The following is a 25,955-nucleotide window of genomic DNA, read 5'->3' as shown; positions in this document are numbered from 1 at the left end:
AGGACTACACAATGAATAACAATAATAATCACAGCCTCATTTTTCGACTATGTTGTATCGCGTTAATAGTCACCTCTATGACATTCGCGATTCGTGCCGGTATTTTAGGTCAACTTGGTGAACAGTTTGGCTTAACGAGCACCCAACTTGGTTGGGTCAATGCAATGGCCTTTTTAGGGTTTCCGATAGCGACTATGCTTGGCGGTATTATCTATAACGCCATTGGCGCTAAAAAATTAGTCGCACTGGCGTTTGCTTGTCATTTATTTGGCCTGTTACTAACAATCTCAGCAGATGGTTTTTGGGCATTACTTATCTCAACATTTTTAATCGGTTTTGCTAATGGCTCTGTCGAAGCAGGTTGCAATCCGCTCATTGCGCAAATGTATCCTAATAATAAAACAACAATGCTGAACCGATTCCATGTTTGGTTTCCCGGCGGTATTGTTATAGGCGCATTAGCTTCAAGCGCAATGACATCATCTGGCTTCAACTGGCAATGGCAAGTGGCTTTAATTTTAATACCCACTGCAATTTATGGTGCAATGATGCTTACAGCACAATTTCCTAAATTTGATGCCCAGAAAAACTCCACCAGCAGCAACGTGAAAAACCTGCTTTCACCTTTGTATATATTCTTAATCATTTGTATGACGCTAACTGCAGTGACGGAGTTTGGCACTCAACAATGGATTGAACAAATTTTAGGTTCTTCTGGTGCCTCTCCTATGGTTATTTTAGCGCTGATTACAGGTCTTATGGCGCTGGGCCGTTACTTTGCAGGTCCAATTGTTCATCGTTTTAGTCCATCTGGTGTGTTACTAGGCTCGGCAGTATTTTCAACCATCGGCATATTTTTAATGAGCCAAGCTCAAGGGAGCGCAATTTACTTTGCCGCAGCGCTATTCGCCATTGGTGTAACGTATTTCTGGCCGACCATGATTGGCTGTGTTGCCGAATATACACCTAAAACCGGCGCATTAGGTATGTCGTTAATTGGTGGTGCAGGCATGTTTGCAATGAGCCTATGGAATCCAGTGATAGGTTATTGGATTGATGATGCCAAACAACAAGCGCAAGCGAGCAATATCTCAATTGAACAAATTGAAATCGTTGCTGGACAAGCTGTTTTACAGAACCTATTAATCTTTCCAATTATATTGATTGTTGTATTTTTTGGTTTTCACTTATTTATAACAAAACAAAAAAATGTAGAGAAATGCGTTTAATAGCAATAAGTAGCACACAAAATAAAGGGGTAATATATGCTTAAATCAATTTCGATTATGTCACTTGCACTGCTCTTCAGTAGCAGTGTAATTGCACAGACTCAAGATAATGCATTAACAAAAGAAGAACGCGCCACAGGCTGGCATTTACTTTTTAACGGCAAAGATATGTCTCATTGGCGTAACTTTAAAAGTGATAAACTTAGCTCTAAATGGAAGATAGACGATAATGCAATGTTACTTACTAAAGGTGGCGGTGACATTTTAACAAAAAAAATCTATAAGAATTTTGACCTAAAACTCGATTGGAAAATTAGTGAAGTTGGCAATAGTGGTATTTTTGTCCTTGCTGATGAACTAGGAAGTTATATTTACTCTCACGCCCCAGAAATTCAAATAATTGATAATGAACGTCATGCGGATACCGAAATAGACTCGCATTTAGCGGGTTCAATTTACGATCTACTCTCAGCACCGACTGCTGCACATAAACCAGCGATGCAATGGAATACAGTACGTATAAAAATGCTCAATAACCACTTACAAGTTTGGCAGAACGGCGTGAGTACCGTCAGTATGGTGATAGGCAGTAGCCCTTGGAACACATTAGTAAACAACAGTAAATTTGCTACATGGTCTAACTTTGCAACCTCAAAACAAGGCCATATTGGCTTGCAAGATCATGGTGACAAAGTCTGGTTCAAAAATATAAAAATTAAGGAGCTATAACGATGACAAAATTCAACCATAAAGTGCTCGTTGTTGGCTCTGGTGCCGGCGGTGCAATGGCCGCATATACCTTAACAAAACTTGGTCACAAAGTTTTGTTACTGGAAGCCGGTCGTGATTACGACCCAAAAACAGAAAGCCCGATGTTTCGCCGAAACAGTGAGGCTCCGTTAATGGGCGCTGGTAATAAAGATAAAAACTTTGGCTTTTATGATGCAACCGTTGATGGTGGCTGGCAAGTACCTGATGAACCTTATACAAATGCCAAAGGCACTGACTTTTATTGGTGGCGTGCACGCATGCTTGGTGGCCGTACAAACCATTGGGGACGTTATTCGCTACGTTTTAGTGAACACGACTTTAAAGGAAAAAGCCAAGACGGAAACGGTGCAGACTGGCCGTTTAGCTACGAAGATATAGCACCATGGTATGACAAAACTGAAGAGTTAGTGGGCATTTGTGGTACAAACACAGGTCTTGATGATATGCCACCATCGGCACCAGGTGTATTGCAGCCACCACCAACACCCAGAATTCCTGAGTTATTAATTGCAGCATCAGCGAAAAAGCTTGGGATCCCTGCAGTCCCCATGCATAGAGCAGTATTAACGCGCCCTAAAGATGACCGCTTGGCGTGTTTTTATGCAACACCTTGTGGTTCTGGTTGTTCTATTGGTGCTGCATTTCAAACAACTACGTCTCTTCTACCAATGGCCAAAGCAACTGGTAACTTAGAAATTATAACTGATGCTATGGTTAAGTCTGTTGCAGTGAATGATGATGGTAAAGTGACTGGTGTAACTTATGTTGATAAAAAGTCAGTCACTGAACAATCACTAAATGCTGATATTGTTATACTTGCTGCAAGTGCCTGCGAATCAGCGCGTATTCTACTGAACTCAAAACACAAAAAGCACCCTAAAGGCCTTGCTAACTCGAGTGGTCAAATCGGTAAAAACTTGATGGACTCGACGGGTGCATGGTTAGGTGCTCAAATCCCAGCTTTAAAAGGTCGACCTCGTTATAATGAAGATGGACATACAGGTAACCACTTATTTATTCCTTGGTGGGGCCATAAAGCCCAGTCAAAAGGTGAACTTGATTTCCCTCGAGGCTATCACTTTGAAATAAGCAGTGGTTTCAACCAGCCAGGTTCAGGTGTTTCAGGTGATAAACGGGGTCTTGGTGTAGAACTTAAACAGCAAGTACGTGATGCTTATGGTTCATATGTAGGTCTAGCACTGCGCGGTGAAATGCTACCAAACGATGACTCTTACATGGAAATTGATGAAACTAAAAAAGATAAATGGGGTATTCCAGTTTCTAAATTTCATTTTAAATGGTCTGATAGAGAGCTCAAACAGATTGAGCACGGTTTAAAAACAGCAAAGCAAATCCTCGAAAACATGGGTGCTAAAGTTGGTAAATTACCCCCTGCTGAAAAAGCAATTTCAAAAGGAGGTGAAATAATTCACGAAGTTGGTACAACCCGTATGGGCAGCTCACCTAAAGAGTCGGTCACTAATCAATGGGGACAAACTTGGGATTGTGACAACTTATTTGTAATGGATGCAGGTACTTTTGCTTCTAACCCACACAAAAACTGTACGCTAACAATTATGACTTTGGCCATGCGCAACTCAACTTGGATCTCCAAACAAATAGAACAAGGAGTACTTTGATATGCATAATGATGATCGTGTTGACTCTTACAAATATATTTCCGGAATGACACGCCGAGAATCACTTAAATGGCTTGGATTATTAGCTGCGGGCTCAGCAGTGTCGCTCTCAGCTGGTTGCAGTAAAGCACTTGAAGAAAGTATCAGTACAAAAGGTCATTGGCCTACTATAGATATAAAGCCTATCACTGCGAAAGGCTATGGCACTGATCCTAATTTAGTTATACCACCTGAATCACCTTGGCCGCTCACATTATCGCAAGAACAACTGTCGCTAGTAGCAGTTTTATCAGATTATATTGTACCTAGGGAAGGTGATAACCCAAGTGCAACCGAGGTAAATGTTCCCAGTGTTATCGATGAGTGGGTCAGCTCACCCTATAACGGCCAACAAAAAGATCGCGTCACTATTCTACATGGCCTCGCTTGGATTGATGATGAATCCGTTATGCGATTTAAAACCAAATTTGTTGCGCTAAACCGTGAAAAGCAAACAGCAATATTGAATGATATTGCGTATTTCGATGACACTACGCCAGAGCAGTTTCAGCAAATTGGCAATGCATTTTTACGTTTAAAGAATCTCGTTCTTGGTGCCTATTTTTGCTCACCACAAGGATGTAAAGACATTGGTTACTTAGGTAATGTGCCTATAGCTGGTGATTACCCTGGCCCTACAGATGAAGCAAAGCAGCATCTTGATAGCGTGTTGAGTGAACTTGGTTTAAGCCAATATGCTTACACTGACTAATCAGTAATCTAAGTCCCATTTTTCTAAGCCCAGCCCAAGCAGGGATTTATTCCCTGCTTATATTTAGGTGTAATCTTATGTTCAAATCCTCTCATTTCTTCTTAATTAATTCTGTTGTGAGCATTTTAATCATGCTTACGCTGCTCCCTTTCACAAGTAACGCAAGTACGTTCGAGCCACCTAAGGTAAGCGTGCAATTATGGTCCGTTAAAGATGATTTAAAGGCTGATTTTAATGCAACCATCACAGCACTTGCTGATATGGGTTTTGAAGGACTTGAGTTTGCAGGTGATTTTGGTCCCTATGCAGATGATCCAAGAGCATTAAGAAACAAACTAAATGATTTAAACTTAGTTGCCAGTAGTGCACATATTGGCTTTGATAAGCTTTCTGACACTCACTTAATGGGTACTTTATTATTTTATAAGACACTCGGCGTGACTAATTTGTTCGTGCCGTGGGATGAGCGAGCATGGGACCCCAAAGGTATAGTGCCATTGGCAGAACAACTAAAAGAACTTAATGAAGTTGCACAAAAATATGATATGCATATTGGTTTTCACAATCACAACAAAGAGTTTGAACAATTTAATAATGAAACTTATTGGGATGCCTTAGCCAGCAATACTCCAAATAACTTGCCACTGCAACTTGATATAGGTTGGCTACATTATGCAGGTAAAGATCCTATACATTTTATACAGAAATACGCTGGTAGGACTTACGCAGCGCATTTAAAAGTACGCACCCGCAAAGAAGACGGCTTAAACCCTATATTTGGTGAAAACAACTATCCATGGAAAAAAATAATCAATTCTCTTATTACCGATGGAGGCACAAAATGGTTGGTAATAGAACAAGAGGAGTTTCCAGTGGGTATGACTCCATTACAAAGCGTTGCTAAATCAAAAGCAAACTTAGATAAAGTTTTAAAAGCCATGCAAAACTAAACTATTGGAACTCGTTTAATGTAAAACGAGTTCCTCAGTCTATTTAGACATCCCATTCCTTGATGGCATCTTTAAGATACTCATAACGCCAAGAATTGAGTAAATCAGGCTTTAAATGGGTTTTACGTTGTTCGGGTGTGAGCTTCCAGTTCCAACTGATAAGCTGGTTTATTTGCTTTTTAGATGCCATTACATCCTCAGGAATGCCCTGCTCTTTTGCAACTTTAGTAATTGTTTGTTTAATATCTTTTGCTGCTTTTTTATATGTAGGAAAGTCGATTAATCGCTTTAATTGCTCAGGGTAATCAGACACAGGTACTACTTTTGCCTTTTCTATACACTTTAAAATTTCTACCCCAGAGCGATTCACTTCAATATTCTCAACTTCTGGAATATTGCGAAGGCCGTTGAGACTAGTGGGTTTGCGTTTAGCAATCTCAACAAGGTTATGCTCTTTAAGCACAAAGTTTAGTGCAAGGTTTTTGCGTATTGCTTTGTTCTTTCGCCAAGCAGCAAGCTCTTTTAAAACAACAAGTTCAGAAGGCTTTAACTGCCATGCATTTTTAATATCTTTATATAATAACTCATCTGGAGTTTGATAAGCACGCTTTTGAGCAACCAAATTACTTTCATTTATCACTAACTCAAAATAGTTTGCAGCATTGATCTGCCCAATGATGATGTCAAAACACGGTAATAAATGAAACACATCAGCGGCTGCATAATCAAGCTGACTATTTGTTAGCGGGCGTTGCAACCAGTTAGTTCTTGATTCACTTTTATCAATTTCAATATTAAGTAATGACTTAACCATATGGGCAAACCCCATACAATTTCCATGACCTAGTAATTGCAGTGCAAATTGAGTATCAAATAAAGGAGATGGAACAAACCCTGCGTACTTTTGAAATACTTCAATGTCTTCTGATGGTGAATGAAGTATTTTTAGTACACTTTCATCACGCAAGATTTCCCAAAAATCAAATAATGATAACTCGGATAGGGGATCAATAAGCGCTAAATGCTCACCATCATAGACTTGAATAAGCGCTACTTCAGGATACAAAGTACGTCTGCGCATAAACTCTGTATCAATTGCCAGTAACGGTTTATTGCGAATTTGCTCAACAAACGTGTTTAATTGAATTTGTGTTTGAATCAATTGGTATTGCACTTGTGCTCCTACAATAAAAAAACCGGCAGTTGCCGGTTTTTTTATAGTTGCTAATCTTTTAAAGCTCTTCTGAGTATTTTGCCAACATTTGTTTTTGGCAGCTCATCCTTAAACTCAACGAGTTTTGGAACTTTGTAATTAGTTAAATTATCACGACAGTGCTTTATTATATCTTTTTCAGTTAAAGATGGGTCTTTTTTAACAATAAAAACTTTAACTTGTTCACCACTAACGTCGTGAGGGATACCAATCGCAGCGCATTCAAGAACGCCATCATGCATTGCCACAACCTCTTCTATCTCATTTGGGAAAACATTAAAGCCAGACACTATAATCATGTCCTTTTTACGGTCAACGATGTAGAAAAAACCTTCATCGTCATATGTTGCAATATCACCGGTTGCAAACCAGCCATCTTTTAAACACTCAGATGTCGCATCCGGACGATTATAATAACCTAACATGACCTGTGGGCCTTTAACCCATAACTCACCGGGCTCACCTTTCGCTGCTTCTTGGCCATTGTCTAAAATAAGCTTTAACTCAGTACTTGGTGCAGGTAATCCAATAGACCCATTGTAAGCATCTAAATCATAAGGGCTAATTGTTACAAGTGGTGCACATTCAGTTAGGCCATAGCCTTCCATAAGCTTAGAGTGTGTTACTTTTTGCCATTTTTCAGCTACAGGTCGCTGAACAGCCATACCGCCACCTAAAGACATTTTAAGATGACTAAAATCTAAATCTGAAAAACCCGGCGTATTTAGCAAACCATTAAATAATGTGTTAACACCAGTAATAGCTGTAAATTTATGCTGGCTAAGTTCTTTCACAAAACCTGGCATATCACGTGGGTTGGTGATCAGTAGGTTTAATCCGCCATATTTCATGAACGTTAAACAGTTAGCTGTAAGGGCGAAGATATGATAAAGCGGTAAAGCCGTAACAACCACTTCTTTGCCACGCTCCAGCACGTTGTCTAAACAACCTGAAACCTGCTCAAGGTTACCTACCATATTACCATGGCTTAGCATTGCCCCTTTAGATACACCGGTTGTTCCACCTGTGTACTGTAAGAAAGCTAAGTCATTTAAGTTCACATCTGGTTTGATATAGCGGCTTTCATCGCCCTTTAAAACCTCTGAAAACTTAATTGGGTTTGGTAAACTATAAGCTGGAACCATTTTTTTAATATGCTTGACAACTAAATTTACAATGTGCTTTTTAAGGCCACCTACCATATCGCCCACTTGCGTTACGACAATATGCTTTACGTTGGTCTTAGATAGCGATTTTTCCAACGTATCTGCAAAGTTCGCAAGTATAAAGATTGCTTCTGATTCTGAGTCATTTAACTGATGTTCAAGTTCTCGCACAGTGTAAAGTGGGTTTACGTTAACAACAACACAGCCCGCGCGTAAGATACCCAAAATCGTGATCGGTGTCTGCAATAGGTTCGGCATCATAACCGCGACCTTAGCACCTTTTTTCAACCCTAAATCATTTTGAATATATGAAGCGACACGTTTTGTGGCGCTGTCCATTTCGTTATAACTTAGTGTTTTACCCATATTAGTAAATGCGGGTAAATCTTTATAATCCGAGAAGCTTTTCTCAAACACTTCTAGTAACGAGTTGTAGTGTTCAGGGTCGATAGTTTCAGGCATACCTTTTGGGTAGCGCTTAAGCCAGATCTTTTCCACTCTTAGCTCCTGTTCTATTTATAATTTATTTTTATTAAACCTTAAACTATGTAAGGCACTTTAACAATCGAGCAAATACTCTAATCAGTAAATAATCCCACATTTGGGGCAGATATACAATTAACATGCACCATTTTGCTGCATAAACTCATGAACTTGCACTAAACACCGTTGCGCACTTTGCATATGACAGTGATGCCCTCCTTTGACTGAAATTACATTTAAACCTTTGAAATATAATTTATATTTCTCTATATTATCGCTAACAAAGGAATAACCATCATCACCTATAATGAGTTGACAGGGTACATTTATTTTACTTATTACTGCTATACATTGCTGTTCATCAAATCTAAAACCTGAGTGATTTTTAAGCTTAGGATCCGTTGTTAACATAAACCCCTGAGTTGTACTTGTCAGGTTTCTGTTCATTAAAAGAGCAATTTCTTTATGCGGTAAGTCGCTCGACATCGCACGCGCTTTAAATACTTGTTCTTTTGATTTATAAACGCGTTGCGTTCTGCCTTTAACCTCATAACGCTTTAGAATCGCTTGCCTAAGCTGCTTTACAACATCATCACTTGGCGTTGTAATAACTCCAACCCCTTCTATCATAGTGACTGACTTGACCTTTTCTGCAAAACAGCTTGCGAATAAGCCAGCAACCATAGCGCCCATAGAGTGACCAACCAAATGGACTTTTTCTGCACCAATTTGGTTAATCAAATTATAAACATCGTCAACGTAGTCTACAAAATAGTAATGTGCGTCTTCACTTCGCCAATCCGATAACCCATGCCCGGGAAAGTCGATGCAATACCATTTTTCATTTAAATTTCCGTTTTCAAGCATTGGAATAAAACTGTGACAATTGTCCAACCAACCATGCAATGCAATGACGACTTCATTCCCATCGCCAAAGGTTAGGCCACGAAGTGCTAATTTGCCACTTTGAATTGAAAAAGGTTGCACTAAGTTACTCCTCTTTAATTTAAGTCTGTTCAACGAAAAAGACGTTTATTTATAATACAGTAGGTATACAATAACAACACATAATGGATAGGGTACAAAAATGAAAAAACAATTAAGCCTATTGGCGTTAATGTGTTCAAGCGCAGTTTATGCTGAACAAACTCCTAAAAACATAATATATATGATTGGTGATGGTATGGGCCCAGCCTATACAACAGCATACCGATACTATAAAGATGACCCAACTACCAAAGAAATTGAAAAAACAGTTTTTGATTCAATATTGACAGGCATGGCTCACACTTACCCTGACGATCATACTGTGGTGACAGACAGCGCTGCAAGTGCAACCGCACTGAGTTCTGGTCATAAAAGCTACAATGGCGCTATTGCGGTTGATACAAACAAAAAGCCTGTAAAAACCATGCTCGAAATAGCCAAAGAAAAAGGTATGATCACAGCGTTAGTTGCAACATCACAAATAAACCATGCAACCCCAGCTAGCTTTGCCGCTCACAATGAATCTCGGCGCAATTATGATGAAATCGCTAACGACTACATTGATAATAAAATCGCAGGTAAGTTACCTGTTGACCTTATGCTTGGCGGCGGTACAAAATATTTTATCCGTGAGGATCGTGATTTAGTCGCTGAATTTAAAGCTGCTGGCTATCAATACAGTGGCAACTTCAATGAATTAGCAAATATCAAACAAATTCCTGCAATTGGACTCTATGCGCCATCAGGTATGCCTTTCGCTCTTGACGAAAACCCCGCTCGCCTAGCTAAAATGACTAATAAAGCCTTAAATTTACTCGACAATACAAAAAGCGACGGCTTTTTTGTAATGATTGAAGGCAGTCAAATTGATTGGTGTGGCCACGCTAACGATATTGCTTGTGCGATGGCTGAAATGGATGATTTTGCGAAATCAATCGAATTAGCTAAAGCTTATATTGATAAAAACCCCAATACACTATTGGTTGTTACAGCTGATCATTCTACTGGCGGCTTAACAATTGGTGCGCATGGTCAGTATAAGTGGGAAACCGATGTAATCAAGGGCGTTAAAGCAACGGCAGGAACATTAACAAAATTACTACTCGACGCTTCAAACCTTCAGCCAGTATGGGAAGAGCATACCGGGATAGCATTCACACCTGAAAACAAAGTCAAATTAGAGCAAGCCAAAAAAATGGGAGAGAAACCATTAAACCTTGCAATTAAAGATATTATTAGCAAAGCAAGCTTTACAGGCTGGACTACTGGCGGTCATACCGCTGTAGATGTACAAATCTTTGCTTATGGCAAAGGTGCGAATGACTTTGTTGGCTCGATGAACAATACAGATATTGCGGATAAACTTATTGGATACATCAACAAAAATTAATTCTTAGGATTTAACAAAGCCATTGCTACATTGAATGGCAATGCTTTGTTATATAAAAAGCCTTGAGCAGAATGTATCCGGGCTTTTTTAACAACTGCTTCATGCATTTGGCTTTCAACTCCTTCAGCAACAACATTAAAGCCAAGCTCTACGCATATCTTAGCTAAATGTTGGTATAACACGACTGATTTTGTATTATCGCCTTCTGGTAATAAGCTTCTGTCTAACTTTATGGTATTAACGTTTAGCTTAGATAAAACAGATAAACACGAATAACCCGTGCCAAAATCATCCATTGCACATTTTATATGATGTTTATTTAAATAATTAACAAGCTTAACGGTCGCTTCAAAGTCTTCTATGTAACTTGATTCGAGTATTTCCACTTCAACCTGATTTGGATATCTAGCAAACGCATTAACGACACGTTTATAGCCCCCGGCTAACAAGTTTTGTGGGGAGATATTAAAACTAATATTAGGCTTGAACCCTTGAGCTGCAAAGTTACTTAAGTCAACTTCAAGTTGGTCAATCACAAAATCATCAATAATGTACATCAAATTATGTTGTTCTAAAGTTTCTAAAAACCAAGGCCCAGCCACCACACCATCGGATTGAATTAACCTTAGTAACGCTTCAAAACCAACAATCTCTTTGGTTTTTGGGTCTATTTTAGGTTGATAATATAAGGATAAAGCGCCTGAATTAAGCGCATCAGTTACAGCTTTCAAACTGTATTGTTCAAGCTGGTTTAACGAATGCGAACGCGCAAATGATTGCTCTGACTGCCCTTCAATGCTCTCCCCTGCACTGTATCGTTTTACCAACATATCTAATGCTTTCCCTGTAATGTTATGACGTTTATTGGCTAAAACAAACGGATAATAAACAATAGCATTGAGTAAAATTAGCCCAAGTTGCAAAACAACCCCAGTCCAACTATGTGTTGCCATCCATCCACTTAGAATAACAGGTGTAAACCATGGTATTTGCTCACTTGTATTTAATATTAAAAAGCCATTATCAATAAGAACATATGAAATGGCACCATTGAGGATAGGAGTTAGCAAAAATGGCACTAAAAAGAATGGATTAAATACTATAGGAAGTGCATAAATCATTACCTCACTAATATTAAAAACAGCAAGAGGCATAGAAATACGGGCTATACTGCGTTCATGCTCTGCATTTTTGATCATAAAGCATGCGATAATTAATCCCCAAAGACACCCAGTTCCACCCAATAAAATAAAAGTGCTAAAAAAATTGTAACTACTTAACCCTTCAAATACATCATACTCGGTATATGCAATCGGCGTTAAAATATGGTAAGCATTGTCACCATGGACCCCCACAAACCATAGTAGATGAGCGCTAATCATTTGTAAGCTGAGCTTATCCAATATAGAAGGGTTGTGATCTAAATTTATTAAGTAACTAAGAAAGAACTCACCTAAGTTAGTGATAAATGGAATTAGCAGTAGTGTGATAATGCTTACGAGTAAATAAGGAAATATTAAATTTAAGTGCTTCCTTAAAAATAAGCTTATCGTACTAATACCCACAATTTTTAAAGCGCTAAAAGAAGAAAAGTACTTCAGTAAGTAACAACATAAAATAGGCATTAGAATTGAATACAAAACGCCTGAGCGATTATTTACCAATACATTGTCAACATCTGCCGTTATATACCCTGTACTAACCGAAAAACACGTAAGAACTAAAACAGGTGCAGCAATTGTGTGCAGACGTAAATTTTTTGATAAATAGTAACTAAAAGAAATAACCGTGATAAGTGGTAAAAGCGCCCATATCAGTTGATTGAAATCATTCAAATATGCGTGATCCCCGCCTTTATCAGCTAAGTCAAACCACTGGTTTAGTAGTGTAATTACAGAAGCGACAATAAAAAATGGTATGAGCGCAATATATCCTTCACGCAAAGACAAAATAACAGTGTTTGAAGACACCTTAACTGCGCTTTGATTAAACTGATGAAAAACTTTAGAAAACAGCACGATAAATTCTTATTATTTTTCTTACTACAATACCTATTTCAGGAAAATTAACAAGCTTGAAAATCCACATTAAGATGAATTAATTTAACTTTAATTAACTCAAAATTTACAAAATTCAAAGTTAGTAGAGTTTAGTTTTTGAGGGAGTATTAATCTGACTGGAAAACAATGCGTGCTTCTAGGCTAGGCGTAAATATCAACACCAATGAGGTTTTGCACCTCGGCACGTCGCTCAAGGTTTGCAAGTTCTGAGTAAGTAGAAATAGCTTTGCTAACTTTTGGAGTTGGTTGATCGTATATAGTTTGCTGATACTCAGCCGAAGCATTCGTACTTTTAGATTGCAGCTCTTGAGCAAGTTCAATACCGGCTTGTGTGGATTTTACAAACTCTGGCTTTTTATCAATTGCAGCAGAATTATCTAATAAACTTTGTGGTTTACTAGCTATATTCTGTTTTGGTGTAATTTTACCTGGTATATCACCGGTAAAAAAACCTGAGCCAATGGGTAAAGTCATAGCGGTTTCTCACTGATACGCATTGAATAATTATGTGTTATATTTTGCATCCTTGCAAGTATATAAATTAAACTACTTTTAAAAACAACTAATATCGATGTAAAGAGAGAACATTAGGCCGTGTTGACTATTATTCTCTTCCCGGAAGCTTTTTCCAAGTGACCGTATCTCTTACATACTTAGGCTGTGCTTGAGCTGCTTCAACTGTATTACCTAACTCAAAGTTACCCGTTACTGAGGCTGACATAAATAATGCATCAGGCAGTGTTATTGTTGGATCAATTGTTATTTGTGGACAGCTTATTAATGCATCCGGATATGTTTGCCAACCTGTACCTACTGCAACGCCTTGCTTGCCTTGAAGCACTAATTGCTCAGGTTTTAACACTTGTTCCTCTGCAACGAGCTCCATCGTACCGTTTTCACCTAGTGTATACTCTGCAAAGTAGATTTCACCCATGCGTGCATCAATTGCACTAAAAACTTGGGTTGCGCCTGTTTGTTGATACGCTTGTTGTGCCATCATTTGTAATGTTGAGACGCCTACCAGTGGTAATTTACAAGCATATGCTAAGCCTTGAGCAATAGCGACACTGATACGAACTCCTGTAAAACTGCCAGGCCCTTGACCAAAGCCAATAACATCTAAGTCTTTAAGATTACAATTTGTTTTCGCTAACAATGAGTCTACTAGCGGCAGAATTTTTTGACTATGTTGTTGTGGGCACTCTTCAAAATGATGGAGAACATCACCATTCACATTTAATACTATTGAAAGCGCTTCTGTAGATGCGTCGAGCGCTAAAAAATTGATGGGTGCTGTTTTAGTTGATTTACTCATTTTTTTATAATCTCTAATTTATCTGTTCTAAAAATTCACTCGCTTGTTCAATGCTTCGGGTCCTGCGCATTGGCGGTAAACTTTTTAAAAATACTTGCCCGTATTGACGAGTAACTAAACGGTTATCACATATTACTAAAACGCCTTTATCACGATTATCGCGTATTAATCTCCCCACACCTTGCTTAAGCGCAATAACCGCTTGTGGTAGCTGAATATAGGCAAATGGGTCGTGTCCTTGCATTTGAGCATCTTGCATTTTTGCTTGAAGTAATGGGTCATCAGGTGCAGCAAAAGGAAGCTTATCAATAATAACACAACTGAGCGTACTACCTCTAACATCTACCCCTTCCCAAAAAGATGCAGTACCGAGTAACACTGCATTGCCGTGTCGGGTAAATTTTTCTAAAATTATTCGCTTAGACATTTGTCCTTGCATGTAAATGGGGTAATCAATTTGCGTGCTCAACCCCTCAGCAACTAAATGCATCATTCTATAACTGGTGAACAACACAAAGCATCGCCCTTTTGCTGCTTTTATCAAATCTAATGTTAATTTAATAATTGCATGAGGCATATTCGCAGCATGAGTTTCTGGCAAGTAACGCGGTAAGCACAATAAAGCTTGATTCTGATAATCAAAGGGACTATCAACCATCATACTTTGTTCAGGTTTGAGCCCTAAGCTTGCATTAAAATGATCCAGCTCATTATCAACAGATAACGTTGCCGAGGTAAACACAAAACCAGCACCAGTATCTTTCATCATTTGCGCGAATTTCACTGACACGTTAAGCGGTGTGACGTGCACTGTTAAATATCGGCGTGTTGTTTCATACCAGTAGCTGTAACCCGTTTGGCTTATATCAAAAACTCGCTCTAGCTGGCCTTTAAATGCAAGTGTACGTTCAAACGGATGCTCAATCTTTTCGCTTCGATCTAAACAATGTTTAAGTACTTGATATAGGAAATCTAAATCACTAATAACTCGATGAAGTGCTGCACATACATCTTTGTCGCCAAGCATTTGGCGCCAATCTCCTCGGCTACCGTCTACACCAAATTGCAATCGAAGATCAGCAACGCTAGTCTCTAATTTATTAAGTGTTTTACCCAATTGCAGCATATCTGGGATGTCTGAACGGTATATAGCACGAAGATCAGTGATTAGATCAACTAATTTTTTTGTACTTACACTTTCGCCAAAGTAATCACTGGCAATCTCACTTAATTGATGTGCTTCATCAAAAATATAGGCATCTGCTGTGGGAATAAGCTCTGCAAACCCAGTGTCTTTAACTGCCATATCTGCAAAAAACAAATGGTGATTAACTACCACAACATCGGCATCCATAGCCTTTAATCTGGCTTTACGAATATAACACTCTTGGAAGTCTGGGCATTCTTTGCCTAAGCAATTATCAGCTGTTGAACTAACATAGGGTAAAACTTTAGCATCCTCTTCAATACCAATACAATCAGCTAAATCACCTGTATGAGTCTCACTTGCAAATTTGGCCACCATTGCCAATTGATGCATGACATCTGAGTCATCTGTAGGCACGTGAGCAACATGCTGATTGAGTCGATAAGAACACAGATAATTACTACGCCCCTTTAGTAAGGCCGTTTTTTTAGATGCACTCAGGGCTTTAACTAATTGGGGTAAATCGCGATGGTAGAGCTGTTCTTGTAAAGCCTTAGTCCCCGTCGAAATAATTGTTTTACCTTCAGACTTTAATGCAGGTGCTAAATAGGCATACGTTTTACCTGTACCGGTGCCCGCTTCAACGACTAATTGAGAACGATTTTTTAATGCCTGGCTTACTGCGACAGCCATATCTATTTGGGGTTGACGAGGTGTGTACCCCTCTAAAGATAAAGCTAAAGGACCCGTTGCACTAAAGAGCTGTTTGATAATAACGCCCGCTCGACGAAAAATGATAGACGGATTTTACAAAAGCAATGTGTACAGAGCAAGCGAATACAACTTAAGTAACGCAATAACCTCAAAAGTATGTGTGGTTTATCTGAAATATGGAGATAGAACAGCGCAAATAAACGATGATTGAATGCATTAGATTAACTTTGGGCTTGTTAAAGGATTAGACATTTACCTATAAAATTCAGATTATTAAATCATTTTTTAACTACATTTCGTTTTGCCATTTTACACACATACATTTTGCTGTCAGCAGTCTCTAATAATTGCTCAAGCTCAACAGGAGCTGTTGGGTCAAACTCCGCTATACCGTATGAAAATCCGAGTATGTCAGTATACGATTGCAAAGTAGGCTCAGTAGCAAAAGCTTCTTCGATTCTAGAAATTAATAATTGGCATTGTTTATATGTTACGTGAGTTAACATTATCACAAATTCATCCCCACCAAAGCGGCCATATAGATCCGATTTACGACAAGATTGGGCAATAATAGATGCAAAAGTGTGAAGCACTTCATCACCGCAAGGGTGTCCATATTGATCATTAATGTATTTTAACGAATCAAGATCAATAAATATGGTAATTGCATTAGTTTGTTGACGAACACATAAATCAAGGTAACGTTCAGCGAGTAATTTAAATCCTCTACGGTTTGGAATATCGGTGAGCTCATCACGGGTTGCTATGCGCATTATTGATAATTCTCGTTGCGTAATAAGCGCTAGATCTTGTAATGCTTGTATATCTTTTGCTGAAAATTCCCGAGGCTGGGAATCTGTAATACACAGCGTACCAATGCGAATACCATCAGAAAGCGTAATGGGATGGCCTGCATAAAAACGAATATGAGGGTGACCTGTAACCAACGGATTGTCAGCAAAACGTGAATCTTTTAATGTGTCATTCACAATAAGTGAGCCTTCATCCAAGATTGTATGTGCGCAGAATGAAATTTCACGAGGTGTTTCATTTACGTTAAGCCCAATGCATGACTTGAACCATTGTCTTTGTCCATCAATCAGCGTAATTAGTGCAATTGGTACATCAAATATGTACTTTGCAAGTCGTGTTACACGGTCAAAACTTTCCTCTGGTTGCGTGTCTAAAAGATTGAGTGATCTTAGCATTGCTAATCTAACTGTTTCATTTTCTGGGAGCTTGGGCTTTTCCATATAAAACCTACTATTAGATTATTTAAACGTACTTTATAAACATAGCAGACTAATTTTTGCTTTATCTGCTATTTGATAAGTTCAAGCCCAGGTATCGAGGTGCTTTTGACCCTCTTCATCCGTTGTCACAGCAGTTTTCTGCTCTTTAGGCTGATTTTTTTCTAACATTTTTTTTCGTTCATAGGCGGCTTTTTTTCGCTTTTCGAGCTCTATTTTCGATATTTTAGAGTCCTTTAATCCGGCAATGTAGAATGCACCTTTGTGCTCAACATCTAAACGAGATATCTTCCCAAGGAATGGGATCATCATATCCATACGTACCTCCTATCAATACATTTAGTATCGGCTGTTATACCTTATTCTTTAATTAATTCAAAAAAGACTTGCCAGTGTTTATCAAAATATGTTTTTCTATATATGTAATTTACTTAAACAGATTAACAACTTTTGTTTATTAGTTGTAAAATATAATTTTAAATTAAACGAAAGTTTATAGGATTTATAAAATGCGCTTAAACCTGACAACAGTACATCATCACCACCATTCACCGGAATAACCTGTCAGGTCTTTCGCTGAGAGGTTATTCCTAAAAGGAACCTCTGGCGAATCAACATATAAAGATTCATTTTCGCCCTGAGGTTCCCTCGGGGTTTTTAGTTTTTAAATTAAAGGAAAATGAATAATGAGTAACAGCAACCGTCTACGTATCGCCATTCAAAAAGGTGGCCGCCTTTCAAAGGATTGCCAAGACTTACTAAAACAATTAGGTGTTAAACTTAATTTACGTGAGCAACGCTTAATCGCACACTCTACCAATATGCCAATTGACGTACTACGTGTGCGCGATGACGATATCCCAGGCCTTGTTATGGACGGCGTGTGTGACTTAGGTATCGTAGGCGAAAACGTACTTGTTGAAGTACAAGCAGAGCGTGAGCGCCAAGGTGTGCCAAGTGAAGTAAATAAACTGTCAAAACTTGATTTTGGTTTTTGCCGTTTAGCCCTAGCATGGCCACAAGAGCTAGGTCCACAAGATAAAAGTTGGTTTGAAGGTAAACGCATTGCCACTACTTATCCAGAAATCTTAACGCAATACTTAAAGCGTGAAGGCATTAACGCAAGCACTGTTATGTTAACGGGTTCGGTAGAAGTAGCACCACGTGCAGGCCTTGCTGATGCGATTTGTGATCTAGTATCAACCGGTGCAACCCTTGAAGCAAATGGCTTAATGCAAGGCGATACTATTTTAGAGTCAAACGCGTGTTTAATTCAAAATAAAGACCTGCAAGATGCAGACAAATTAGCCCTTATTGAAAAGCTGATGCCACGCTTGCGCGGTGTTAAACAAGCTAAAGAAAGCAAATACATCATGCTACACGCACCAAAAGATAAGCTTGATGAGATTTGTGACTTACTCCCTGGCACTGGCCAGCCAACGCTTCTTGCTTTAGCAGGTTCTGATGAATATGTAGCACTTCACATGGTTAGCAGCGAAACATTATTTTGGGAAACGATGGAGCAATTAAAAGCGCTAGGCGCAAACTCTATCTTAGTTATGCCAATTGAAAAAATGATGGAGTAACTCAATGCTGCGCTGGAATGAGGTATCCGCAGACGCACAAGCAGCGGCGCTAATGCGCCCTGCTGTAACTGCGAGTGCAAAAGTAGAAGAAATTTGCCAAACCATTATGGCAAATGTAAAAGAGCAAGGTGATGAGGCCTTACTCGATATGGCAAAAGAATTTGATAATCGCCCAACCCCACGATTATTAGTCCCTATTGAAGAAATAAATAATGCAGTACAACAGCTTAGCCCTGAGCTTAAGTATGCCATTGATACAGCGTATGCAAATGTTAAACGCTTTCACCAAGCACAATTGCCAAAAGATATAAAGTTAACCACACAACCTGGTGTGTTATGCGAGCTGAAATATCAAGCCATTGAAGCGGTGGGTATATATGTACCAGGTGGCAGTGCACCATTACCTTCTTCTGTGATCATGCAAGGTGTATTAGCCCAATTAAGTGGCGCAAATACTGTGGTATTAGCAACACCGGTGCAAGGCGATGCGCAAATAAATCCAGCAATTTTATATGCGGCTAAATTATGCGGAATCAATACAATCGTAGAAAGTGGCGGCGCCGGTGCAATTGCCGCAATGGCTTATGGCACTGGCTCTGTACCAAAAGTGAATAAAATTTTTGGCCCAGGCAATAGTTTTGTCACTATGGCTAAGCAATTAGTAGCTCAAACAATACCCGGAATGGCAATTGATATGCCAGCAGGTCCTTCAGAGGTTTTAGTTATCGCGGACGAACGCGCAAACCCTGAATTTATTGCCGCTGATTTATTATCACAGGCTGAGCATGGTGCTGACTCTCAAGTTATTCTGCTAAGTAATAGTGAATTAACAATTGAGCGGACACAGCAAGCAATAGAGCGCCAACTTGCTAAACTATCGCGTCAAGATATCGCAGCAAAAGCGCTGGCAAACTCATCATTAATATTGGTTGATTCAATTGACCAAGCATTTGATGTGTCTGCGCAATATGGCCCAGAACACTTAATTTTACAATTAGCCGATGCTAACCCATATTTAGCTAAAGTTAAAAATGCAGGCTCTGTATTTGTAGGTGATTATACCCCAGAGTCTGCAGGTGATTATGCCTCTGGTACTAATCACGTATTACCCACTTACGGCTATAGTGCAACGTATTCAAGCTTAAATTTGCTCGACTTTTTTCGTACATATACGCTGCAAACCATTACCCAAAATGGTTTAAAAAACTTATCAAAAGCAATTTTACCACTGGCTGATGCTGAAGGACTCGACGCCCATGCCAATGCAGTGAAGGTTCGTTTAGAAGCTATTAATAAAGAGAATGAACTATGAGTAGTAATACGTTATTACCCGCCAATATTGAGGCATTAGCAGCGTACAGCTCAGCTAAAAGTGAAAAACTCACAGGCTCCACTTGGCTCAATGCTAACGAAAGCCCGTATGTGAAAAACATTGATATTAATATTGTTGATTTAAACCGCTACCCTGATCCACAACCTGCAAGCGTGATCAGCCGCTACGCAGAGTATGCGCAGCTTAGCACCGAGCAAGTATTAATGACCCGTGGTGCAGATGAAGGCATTGAGTTACTAGTACGCACATACTGTGAACCAGCTAAAGACAGCATCGCGTTATTTTTACCCACTTACGGTATGTATAAGGTCACCGCTGATACTCATAATGTTGCTATTAATGGCTTAAGCCAAGCTTTACTTTTAGAGGGTTCAGTCGATGACATTGTAAGCGCTGTTGGCGACTCTAAATTAGTCTTTATTTGTAACCCAAATAACCCAACAGGCAGCTTAACGCCGCTTGATAAAATTACAGCCATTGCAACGGCCCTTAAAGATAAAGCGCTGGTTATTGTTGATGAAGCCTACATTGAATTTTGCCCAGAGCAAAGCGCCAGTAAACTCGTCAACGATTACTCAAATGTTGTTTTGCTTCGTACACTATCTAAAGCATTTGCGTTAGCTGGCCTGCGTACAGGTTTTACACTTGCACAAGAGTCGGTACTTGCGCCAATACGTAAAGTCATAGCGCCGTATCCTGTATCAACAGTCGTCGCAAGTATTGCAGCTAGTGCCCTAAGCCCTGATGCAATTACCTCAATGCGCCGTCAAGTGAGTATTTTAAACGCCTTAAAAGAAAAACTTAAACAGTGGCTTCAAGCCTCACCCGCAGTATTAAATGTGCTAAGCGGTGAAGGGAACTTTGTTACCCTAAAACTTGCCAATAAAAACAGCTTTAATATTGCCCTAGAGCAAGGCTTAGTAATGCGCGCATTTACCTTGTATGGTGAAAACGATTGGCTGCGTATATCTATCGGCAGTGAGCAAGAATTAGAACAAGTAAAAGTATGGTTAGATGGCCTCAGCCAATCAACCGCGCAACAAGAGCAGGAAGTATCATGAGTAACCCCTATTTATTTATCGACCGTGACGGCACTATCATTTCAGAGCCCGTTACTGACAAACAAGTCGATAGCCTTGAAAAACTAGAATTTTTACCTAATGTGATCCCTGCCCTGTTGCAACTGCAAGGCGCGGGTTATCGCTTAGTGATGGTATCAAACCAAGATGGCTTAGGCACAGACAGCTTCCCAACAGCTGATTTTGATATAGCTCAAGATAAAATGATGGATATTTTATCAAGCCAAGGGATTAAGTTTGACGATGTGTTAATTTGCCCTCACTTTGATGAGCAAAACTGCGATTGCCGCAAACCTAAAACGGGGCTACTCACCGAACTTATGCGCTCGGGTAACGTAGATTTAGCTCGCTCTTTTGTGATTGGCGACCGCCAAACAGATATTGGCTTGGCGCAAAACTTATGCTGTGAAGGTATTTTGTATGACGGCGATTGGAACGCTATTGTCACTAAGCTCACTACAGCCGACCGTAAAGGTCGTGTTACCCGCAATACCAAAGAAACGCAAATTGATGTAAAACTCAATTTAGACCAAGGTAAAAATGGTGAGATAAGCACAGGCCTTGGCTTTTTTGATCACATGCTGGATCAAATTCGCACTCACGCAAACATAGGTTTGGACGTGCAAGCCAAGGGTGATTTACATATTGATGAGCATCACTTAGTTGAAGACATTGGTATTGCGCTGGGCCTTGCATTAAAAGAAGCGCTAGGCACTAAATCGCAAATTGCCCGTTATGGTTTTGCGCTGCCGATGGATGAATGCAAAGCAGAAGCACAAATTGACCTATCTGGGCGTGCCTCATTTGTATTAAATGCCAACTTTAGCCGTGAAAAAGCCGGTGATTTAGACGTACAAATGGTTGAGCACTTCTTTAAAAGTTTAAGTGATAATGCAGCCGTGAGTTTAATCTTATCGGTTAGCGACGGTAACTGCCATCACCAAGTTGAAGGCTTATTCAAAGCATTCTCACGCGCATTACGTATGGCAATTGCCGCTGATGCAAGCCAACAAACAGCCAGCTCTAAGGGGTGTTTATGATTGCCATCATTAATACTGGGTGTGCCAATATAAACTCAGTTCGCTTTGCCTTTGAACGCCTTGGCGAAACGCCAGAAGTGATCACCTCCCCTGAGCAACTTAAAAACTTTGAACGCGCTATTTTACCGGGTGTTGGCCACGCCGCTGTCGCTATGAAGCGCTTAGTTGAAGGTGGTTGGCAACAAGCGATTAATGAATACCAACGCCCGCTGATGGGCATTTGTTTAGGCATGCAGCTTTTATGCGACAGCACAGAAGAAGGTAATGTTGAGTGTTTGGGGAAAATCCCTGGCCAAGTAAAAGCGCTTGATGTCGGTAACTTAACATCACCGCATATGGGCTGGAACAACTTAACGCTTAATCGCGAGCATGCCTTAACTAAAGGCCTTGATGTAAACGACCAAGTGTATTTTGTGCATAGTTTTGCCCACACAGTTAACGAATCAACACTGGTTAGCGGCGAATACGGGCAACCCTTCTCTGCGATTGTTGCTAACGACAATTACGCGGGGATGCAATTTCACCCAGAGCGTAGCGCAAAAGTCGGCACGCGGTTATTACAAAACTTTTTAGACTGGCAGCTATAGGCTGCTAGCAAACAAAATTAAAAGAGAATTTAACGTGATTATTCCAGCATTAGATGTATTACAAAATCAGATCGTGCGTTTATATCAAGGTAAATACGACACAGCACAATTTTACCCGTTTGAGCTTGGCGCACGATTACAAGAATATGCACAAAGCGGCGCAGGTAAATTACACCTTGTCGACTTAGAAGGTGCACGCGATCCAAGTAAAAAGCAATGGCAACATATTCAGGCCGCGACCAAAGCACTGAACGTACCCTATCAAGTGGGCGGCGGTATTCGTACTGAGCAAGACGTCAGCGATTGGCTAAACGCTGGAGCCAACCAAGTTGTCATAGGTTCAATGGCGGTTGAAAAACGCGATGAAGTGAAAAGCTGGATTGAAAAATTTGGTGCTAAACATTTTGTGATTGCCCTTGATGTCAATAAAACTGACAGCGGCTGGGCACCTGCGACTCACGGCTGGTTAAGTGAATCAGAATTTGGTTTATTTGAACTCATCGATTTTTATGTGGCATTGGGTGTGATTGACTTCCTATGCACGGACATCAGTAAAGACGGCACCATGACCGGCCCTTCATTTGCACTGTACCAAGATTTAGCTAACCACAATAGCGATATAAAAGTACAAGCATCGGGCGGCGTAAGCTCGCTTGATGATATTAAAAAGCTAAAAGAGTTGGGTGTGGGCGGTGTTATTTTAGGTAAATCACTGCTTGATGGTGCATTTAATGTTGAGGAGGCGTTGACATGTTATCAAAACGCATAATCCCCTGTTTAGATGTAAAAGATGGCCAAGTCGTTAAAGGTGTTAAGTTTAAAGGTCACGAAATTGTCGGCGATATTCTCACCCTTGCTCAAGCCTACAGTGAAGCAGGCGCAGACGAACTGGTCTTTTATGAAATTAGCGCAAGTGTTGAAAAACGCCTACTCGATGTAAATTGGGTTGAAAGCATTGCTCGTCATATTGATATTCCATTTTGTGTAGCTGGTGGTATTAAATCTGTCACTGATGCAGCGCGTGTACTTGAACGCGGCGCCGATAAAATCAGTATCAACAGCCCTGCTATCGCGCGCCCTGAACTTATTAAAGAATTACACGATGAATTTGGAAAGCAGTGTGTGGTTGTCGGGATTGATAGTTTTTACGATGAAGTGACTGGCGAATATTTAGTGTATCAGCTCACGGGCGATCCTAATGCATCAAGCCGTACACGCTACAAAACCGAGGAATGGGTAAAACGCGTACAAGACTTAGGTGCGGGTGAAATCGTACTCAACTGCATGAACCAAGACGGTGTACGTAACGGCTACGATAATCAACAGTTATCTAAAATGCGCGCTTTGTGTGATATTCCCCTGATTGCTTCAGGTGGTGCTGGCACCATGCAAGATTTTGTTGATGTATTTAAACAAAGCCAAGTTGATGGCGCACTCGCAGCGAGTGTTTTTCACAAAAACGTGATAAACATTGGCGAATTAAAACAATACCTAACAGATAACCAAGTGGCGGCACGACTATGCAACTAACCAAACAAAACCTAACTGAAGTCGATTTTGCTAAAAGCGAACTGATCCCCGCCATTGTACAAGATGCCCGTACTGGGGTTATTTTAATGCAAGGCTTTATGAATCAAGAATCCCTTGAAGTCACTTTTGAAAAACAAAAAGTGACATTTTATTCTCGCTCAAAAAGCCGTTTATGGACCAAAGGCGAAACCTCTGAAAATTACTTAGAGGTTGTATCGGTGCATACAGATTGCGATTACGATTCAATCTTGGTACTTGCAAACCCACTGGGCCCAACCTGTCACTTAGGTACGCAAAGCTGCTTTGGTGATGCTGCAAAACCAAGCCTGAGCTTTTTAGGCCAGCTGGAGCAAGTGATTGTTGAACGTAAAAACGATGACCCAGAAAAAAGCTACACCGCATCACTTTTTGCTAAAGATTTAAGCCGCAGCTGCCAAAAAGTCGGTGAAGAAGGGGTTGAAGTCGCTCTTGCCGCGATGAAGCACGATAACGATGAGCTGACTAATGAATCTGCCGATTTGTTATATCACTTAATCGTGTTACTACAGCGCCAAGGCCTTGAGCTAAAAGACGTGGTTGCGTGCCTACAAGGCCGTCATAAATAAGTTTGCCTGTACTTGCTTATTAGGCGCTGAGCTCTTTGCTCAGTGCCTTGTTTGAAAGATCTTTAAGTAAATTATTTATTCATAAAGGGCTAAGAGACGCTGTTTTAAAATACATTTTTGCCCTACCCTCATTTATTCCTCATCCTCCTATTTTTGTGCAAACTATATTTAAGTCAATTACTTACAAATAGGCTAAGCGCTTTGGATGCGCACACATAATAGGAAATTAAAAAATAGCCACTGCATTTAAACCTTTTTATCACTTTGTGCGACTAAATTAAAAACACCACACAATTGAAAGGGAATAATAATGACTAACACATTCAAACACCTCACACTGCTAAGTGCAATTTTGCTATCAACTCAAGCGTTAGCATGGAGCAACGAATTAACATTGCAAGAAACCAAGCAACTTACGCTAGATGGAAAGTCGCTATCTGCCTTGAATGTTGAAGCAGGCTCTGGCTTTTTAAACATAGTAGGCAGTGACACAAACTCGGTTACAGTAAAGGCTGAAATATACCAAGAAAAGCCACACGATAATTATTGCTTGTCACTGAAACAACGGTCAAAAAATGCCGAACTAATCGCAAATAGCTGTGATAACTATGACGAAAAACCTACACGTATTGATCTAACAGTTTCTATTCCTAGAACATTTAAGCTAAACATTAACGATGGCTCTGGCGCAATTGAAATAGAAAATACAGCCGATACAAGAATTTACGATGGCTCTGGGAAAATAGTGGTCAACATGATTTCTGGCCCGCTAAAAATTGAAGATGGTTCAGGCTCTATTGATGCAAAAAATGTAAACGGCAATGTTGAAATACATGATGGCTCTGGCAGCATAGACTTGGCAAATAGTAACGCTGATGTTTTAATTCATGATGGCTCTGGCAATATTGATGTCGAACAGACAGCAGGCTCAGTGACAATCACCGATGGCTCAGGTGGGATTTATGTTAATCAAGCGCAAAGCTTTAAACTTATTGCCGATGGCTCTGGACGCGTAAAAGTTAAAAACGTTGATAACACTAAGCTTTAACATCATTTTTAGTAAAATTATCTTGGGCTTGGCTATTTTATTTCTGTCTGTTAATAGCATTTTTCCAAGCCCTTAGGTATC

At 39.9% G+C, this 25,955-nt stretch carries 24 protein-coding genes; 15 read left to right on the top strand and 9 right to left on the bottom strand.

Annotated elements, in window-relative coordinates; all coding sequences use genetic code 11:
* Window positions 1-11 precede the first annotated feature (11 nt).
* From ACFI4Z_RS04100 to ACFI4Z_RS04080, 5 genes are all read left to right on the top strand, one after another.
* Complete coding sequence (locus ACFI4Z_RS04100) at window positions 12-1,229, top strand: MFS transporter (RefSeq protein ID WP_462669446.1); 1,218 nt, start codon at window positions 12-14, stop codon at window positions 1,227-1,229.
* A gap of 36 nt (window positions 1,230-1,265) precedes the next feature.
* On the top strand, window positions 1,266-1,958 hold the full coding sequence (locus ACFI4Z_RS04095; protein ID WP_462669445.1) for a 3-keto-disaccharide hydrolase: 693 nt from the start codon (window positions 1,266-1,268) through the stop codon (window positions 1,956-1,958).
* Window positions 1,959-1,960: 2 nt separating this feature from the next.
* Window positions 1,961-3,640 carry a GMC family oxidoreductase gene (locus tag ACFI4Z_RS04090; RefSeq protein ID WP_462669444.1) on the top strand — a complete coding sequence of 560 codons (1,680 nt, stop codon included), beginning with the start codon at window positions 1,961-1,963 and terminating at the stop codon, window positions 3,638-3,640.
* 1 nt (window position 3,641) lies between these two features.
* Window positions 3,642-4,391 (top strand): gluconate 2-dehydrogenase subunit 3 family protein, encoded by a 750-nt coding sequence (locus ACFI4Z_RS04085; protein WP_394189645.1) that lies wholly within the window; start codon window positions 3,642-3,644, stop codon window positions 4,389-4,391.
* A gap of 77 nt (window positions 4,392-4,468) precedes the next feature.
* A complete protein-coding gene (locus tag ACFI4Z_RS04080) occupies window positions 4,469-5,341 on the top strand; it encodes a sugar phosphate isomerase/epimerase family protein (RefSeq protein WP_462669443.1) in 873 nt (290 codons plus the stop codon).
* Between the two features lie 43 nt (window positions 5,342-5,384).
* Here the strand turns inward: ACFI4Z_RS04080 and rnd are convergent, their stop codons facing one another.
* The 3 genes from rnd to ACFI4Z_RS04065 all read right to left on the bottom strand — a co-directional run bounded on the left by rnd (window position 5,385) and on the right by ACFI4Z_RS04065 (window position 9,190).
* Window positions 5,385-6,515 carry a ribonuclease D gene (rnd, locus tag ACFI4Z_RS04075; RefSeq protein WP_462669442.1) on the bottom strand — a complete coding sequence of 377 codons (1,131 nt, stop codon included), beginning with the start codon at window positions 6,513-6,515 and terminating at the stop codon, window positions 5,385-5,387.
* A gap of 50 nt (window positions 6,516-6,565) precedes the next feature.
* Complete coding sequence (gene fadD, locus ACFI4Z_RS04070) at window positions 6,566-8,218, bottom strand: long-chain-fatty-acid--CoA ligase FadD (protein ID WP_462669441.1); 1,653 nt, start codon at window positions 8,216-8,218, stop codon at window positions 6,566-6,568.
* Window positions 8,219-8,338: 120 nt separating this feature from the next.
* Complete coding sequence (locus ACFI4Z_RS04065) at window positions 8,339-9,190, bottom strand: alpha/beta fold hydrolase (protein WP_462669440.1); 852 nt, start codon at window positions 9,188-9,190, stop codon at window positions 8,339-8,341.
* A 100-nt stretch (window positions 9,191-9,290) separates the two neighbouring features.
* Between ACFI4Z_RS04065 and ACFI4Z_RS04060 the strand changes: the two genes are divergently transcribed.
* The gene (locus tag ACFI4Z_RS04060; RefSeq protein WP_462669439.1) at window positions 9,291-10,580 is read left to right on the top strand and encodes an alkaline phosphatase; all 1,290 of its coding nucleotides are present in this window, start codon (window positions 9,291-9,293) and stop codon (window positions 10,578-10,580) included.
* Here ACFI4Z_RS04060 and ACFI4Z_RS04055 read toward each other — a convergent pair.
* From ACFI4Z_RS04055 to ACFI4Z_RS04030, 6 genes are all read right to left on the bottom strand, one after another.
* The gene (locus tag ACFI4Z_RS04055) at window positions 10,577-12,598 is read right to left on the bottom strand and encodes an EAL domain-containing protein (RefSeq protein WP_462669438.1); all 2,022 of its coding nucleotides are present in this window, start codon (window positions 12,596-12,598) and stop codon (window positions 10,577-10,579) included. The two genes, ACFI4Z_RS04060 and ACFI4Z_RS04055, sit on opposite strands and share 4 nt — an antisense overlap.
* A 183-nt stretch (window positions 12,599-12,781) precedes the next feature.
* Window positions 12,782-13,114, bottom strand: a complete 333-nt coding sequence (locus ACFI4Z_RS04050; protein ID WP_462669437.1) for a hypothetical protein — start codon at window positions 13,112-13,114, stop codon at window positions 12,782-12,784.
* Between the two features lie 130 nt (window positions 13,115-13,244).
* Window positions 13,245-13,955: a tRNA (adenosine(37)-N6)-threonylcarbamoyltransferase complex dimerization subunit type 1 TsaB gene (tsaB, locus tag ACFI4Z_RS04045; RefSeq protein WP_462669436.1), complete on the bottom strand. Its 711-nt coding sequence runs from the start codon at window positions 13,953-13,955 to the stop codon at window positions 13,245-13,247.
* 13 nt (window positions 13,956-13,968) lie between these two features.
* On the bottom strand, window positions 13,969-15,795 hold the full coding sequence (locus ACFI4Z_RS04040; RefSeq protein ID WP_462669435.1) for an ATP-dependent DNA helicase: 1,827 nt from the start codon (window positions 15,793-15,795) through the stop codon (window positions 13,969-13,971).
* 299 nt (window positions 15,796-16,094) lie between these two features.
* Window positions 16,095-17,069 carry a sensor domain-containing diguanylate cyclase gene (locus ACFI4Z_RS04035; protein WP_462669434.1) on the bottom strand — a complete coding sequence of 325 codons (975 nt, stop codon included), beginning with the start codon at window positions 17,067-17,069 and terminating at the stop codon, window positions 16,095-16,097.
* 81 nt (window positions 17,070-17,150) lie between these two features.
* Window positions 17,151-17,378, bottom strand: a complete 228-nt coding sequence (locus tag ACFI4Z_RS04030; RefSeq protein WP_462669433.1) for a hypothetical protein — start codon at window positions 17,376-17,378, stop codon at window positions 17,151-17,153.
* A 374-nt stretch (window positions 17,379-17,752) separates the two neighbouring features.
* On the opposite strand from ACFI4Z_RS04030, the gene hisG reads away from it, so the two are divergent.
* The 9 genes from hisG to ACFI4Z_RS03985 all read left to right on the top strand — a co-directional run bounded on the left by hisG (window position 17,753) and on the right by ACFI4Z_RS03985 (window position 25,874).
* Window positions 17,753-18,652, top strand: a complete 900-nt coding sequence (gene hisG / locus ACFI4Z_RS04025) for an ATP phosphoribosyltransferase (protein WP_058559343.1) — start codon at window positions 17,753-17,755, stop codon at window positions 18,650-18,652.
* 4 nt (window positions 18,653-18,656) lie between these two features.
* Window positions 18,657-19,964 carry a histidinol dehydrogenase gene (gene hisD, locus ACFI4Z_RS04020; RefSeq protein WP_462669432.1) on the top strand — a complete coding sequence of 436 codons (1,308 nt, stop codon included), beginning with the start codon at window positions 18,657-18,659 and terminating at the stop codon, window positions 19,962-19,964.
* Window positions 19,961-21,046 carry a histidinol-phosphate transaminase gene (gene hisC / locus ACFI4Z_RS04015; RefSeq protein ID WP_462669431.1) on the top strand — a complete coding sequence of 362 codons (1,086 nt, stop codon included), beginning with the start codon at window positions 19,961-19,963 and terminating at the stop codon, window positions 21,044-21,046. The genes hisD and hisC overlap by 4 nt, the downstream gene beginning before the upstream one ends.
* Entirely contained in the window at window positions 21,043-22,104 is a 1,062-nt protein-coding gene (gene hisB, locus ACFI4Z_RS04010; RefSeq protein WP_462669430.1) for a bifunctional histidinol-phosphatase/imidazoleglycerol-phosphate dehydratase HisB, read from the top strand. Before hisC ends, hisB begins: the two co-directional genes overlap by 4 nt.
* The gene (hisH, locus tag ACFI4Z_RS04005; RefSeq protein ID WP_462669429.1) at window positions 22,101-22,691 is read left to right on the top strand and encodes an imidazole glycerol phosphate synthase subunit HisH; all 591 of its coding nucleotides are present in this window, start codon (window positions 22,101-22,103) and stop codon (window positions 22,689-22,691) included. The genes hisB and hisH overlap by 4 nt, the downstream gene beginning before the upstream one ends.
* A 34-nt stretch (window positions 22,692-22,725) precedes the next feature.
* Entirely contained in the window at window positions 22,726-23,460 is a 735-nt protein-coding gene (locus ACFI4Z_RS04000) for a 1-(5-phosphoribosyl)-5-[(5-phosphoribosylamino)methylideneamino] imidazole-4-carboxamide isomerase (RefSeq protein WP_462669428.1), read from the top strand.
* Complete coding sequence (hisF, locus tag ACFI4Z_RS03995) at window positions 23,442-24,221, top strand: imidazole glycerol phosphate synthase subunit HisF (protein WP_462669427.1); 780 nt, start codon at window positions 23,442-23,444, stop codon at window positions 24,219-24,221. Before ACFI4Z_RS04000 ends, hisF begins: the two co-directional genes overlap by 19 nt.
* Window positions 24,212-24,826 (top strand): bifunctional phosphoribosyl-AMP cyclohydrolase/phosphoribosyl-ATP diphosphatase HisIE, encoded by a 615-nt coding sequence (gene hisIE, locus ACFI4Z_RS03990; protein WP_462669426.1) that lies wholly within the window; start codon window positions 24,212-24,214, stop codon window positions 24,824-24,826. Before hisF ends, hisIE begins: the two co-directional genes overlap by 10 nt.
* Window positions 24,827-25,136: 310 nt before the next feature.
* Entirely contained in the window at window positions 25,137-25,874 is a 738-nt protein-coding gene (locus ACFI4Z_RS03985) for a DUF4097 family beta strand repeat-containing protein (RefSeq protein WP_462669425.1), read from the top strand.
* Window positions 25,875-25,955: the final 81 nt, after the last annotated feature.

Source organism: Pseudoalteromonas sp. RWi3 (genome assembly GCF_054960735.1).
The sequence above is the reverse complement of the archived record's forward strand: the minus strand, read 5'-3'. Positions and strand labels throughout refer to the sequence as shown.

Coding starts and splice junctions, on each gene's coding strand:
- ACFI4Z_RS04100 (WP_462669446.1), top strand. CDS start 12: ATGAATAACAATAATAATCACAGCCTCATTTTTCGACTATGTTGTATC.
- ACFI4Z_RS04095 (WP_462669445.1), top strand. CDS start 1,266: ATGCTTAAATCAATTTCGATTATGTCACTTGCACTGCTCTTCAGTAGC.
- ACFI4Z_RS04090 (WP_462669444.1), top strand. CDS start 1,961: ATGACAAAATTCAACCATAAAGTGCTCGTTGTTGGCTCTGGTGCCGGC.
- ACFI4Z_RS04085 (WP_394189645.1), top strand. CDS start 3,642: ATGCATAATGATGATCGTGTTGACTCTTACAAATATATTTCCGGAATG.
- ACFI4Z_RS04080 (WP_462669443.1), top strand. CDS start 4,469: ATGTTCAAATCCTCTCATTTCTTCTTAATTAATTCTGTTGTGAGCATT.
- ACFI4Z_RS04060 (WP_462669439.1), top strand. CDS start 9,291: ATGAAAAAACAATTAAGCCTATTGGCGTTAATGTGTTCAAGCGCAGTT.
- ACFI4Z_RS04050 (WP_462669437.1), bottom strand. CDS start 13,114: ATGACTTTACCCATTGGCTCAGGTTTTTTTACCGGTGATATACCAGGT.
- tsaB (WP_462669436.1), bottom strand. CDS start 13,955: ATGAGTAAATCAACTAAAACAGCACCCATCAATTTTTTAGCGCTCGAC.
- ACFI4Z_RS04040 (WP_462669435.1), bottom strand. CDS start 15,795: ATGGCTGTCGCAGTAAGCCAGGCATTAAAAAATCGTTCTCAATTAGTC.
- ACFI4Z_RS04035 (WP_462669434.1), bottom strand. CDS start 17,069: ATGGAAAAGCCCAAGCTCCCAGAAAATGAAACAGTTAGATTAGCAATG.
- ACFI4Z_RS04030 (WP_462669433.1), bottom strand. CDS start 17,378: ATGATGATCCCATTCCTTGGGAAGATATCTCGTTTAGATGTTGAGCAC.
- hisG (WP_058559343.1), top strand. CDS start 17,753: ATGAGTAACAGCAACCGTCTACGTATCGCCATTCAAAAAGGTGGCCGC.
- hisD (WP_462669432.1), top strand. CDS start 18,657: ATGCTGCGCTGGAATGAGGTATCCGCAGACGCACAAGCAGCGGCGCTA.
- hisC (WP_462669431.1), top strand. CDS start 19,961: ATGAGTAGTAATACGTTATTACCCGCCAATATTGAGGCATTAGCAGCG.
- hisB (WP_462669430.1), top strand. CDS start 21,043: ATGAGTAACCCCTATTTATTTATCGACCGTGACGGCACTATCATTTCA.
- hisH (WP_462669429.1), top strand. CDS start 22,101: ATGATTGCCATCATTAATACTGGGTGTGCCAATATAAACTCAGTTCGC.
- hisF (WP_462669427.1), top strand. CDS start 23,442: ATGTTATCAAAACGCATAATCCCCTGTTTAGATGTAAAAGATGGCCAA.
- hisIE (WP_462669426.1), top strand. CDS start 24,212: ATGCAACTAACCAAACAAAACCTAACTGAAGTCGATTTTGCTAAAAGC.
- ACFI4Z_RS03985 (WP_462669425.1), top strand. CDS start 25,137: ATGACTAACACATTCAAACACCTCACACTGCTAAGTGCAATTTTGCTA.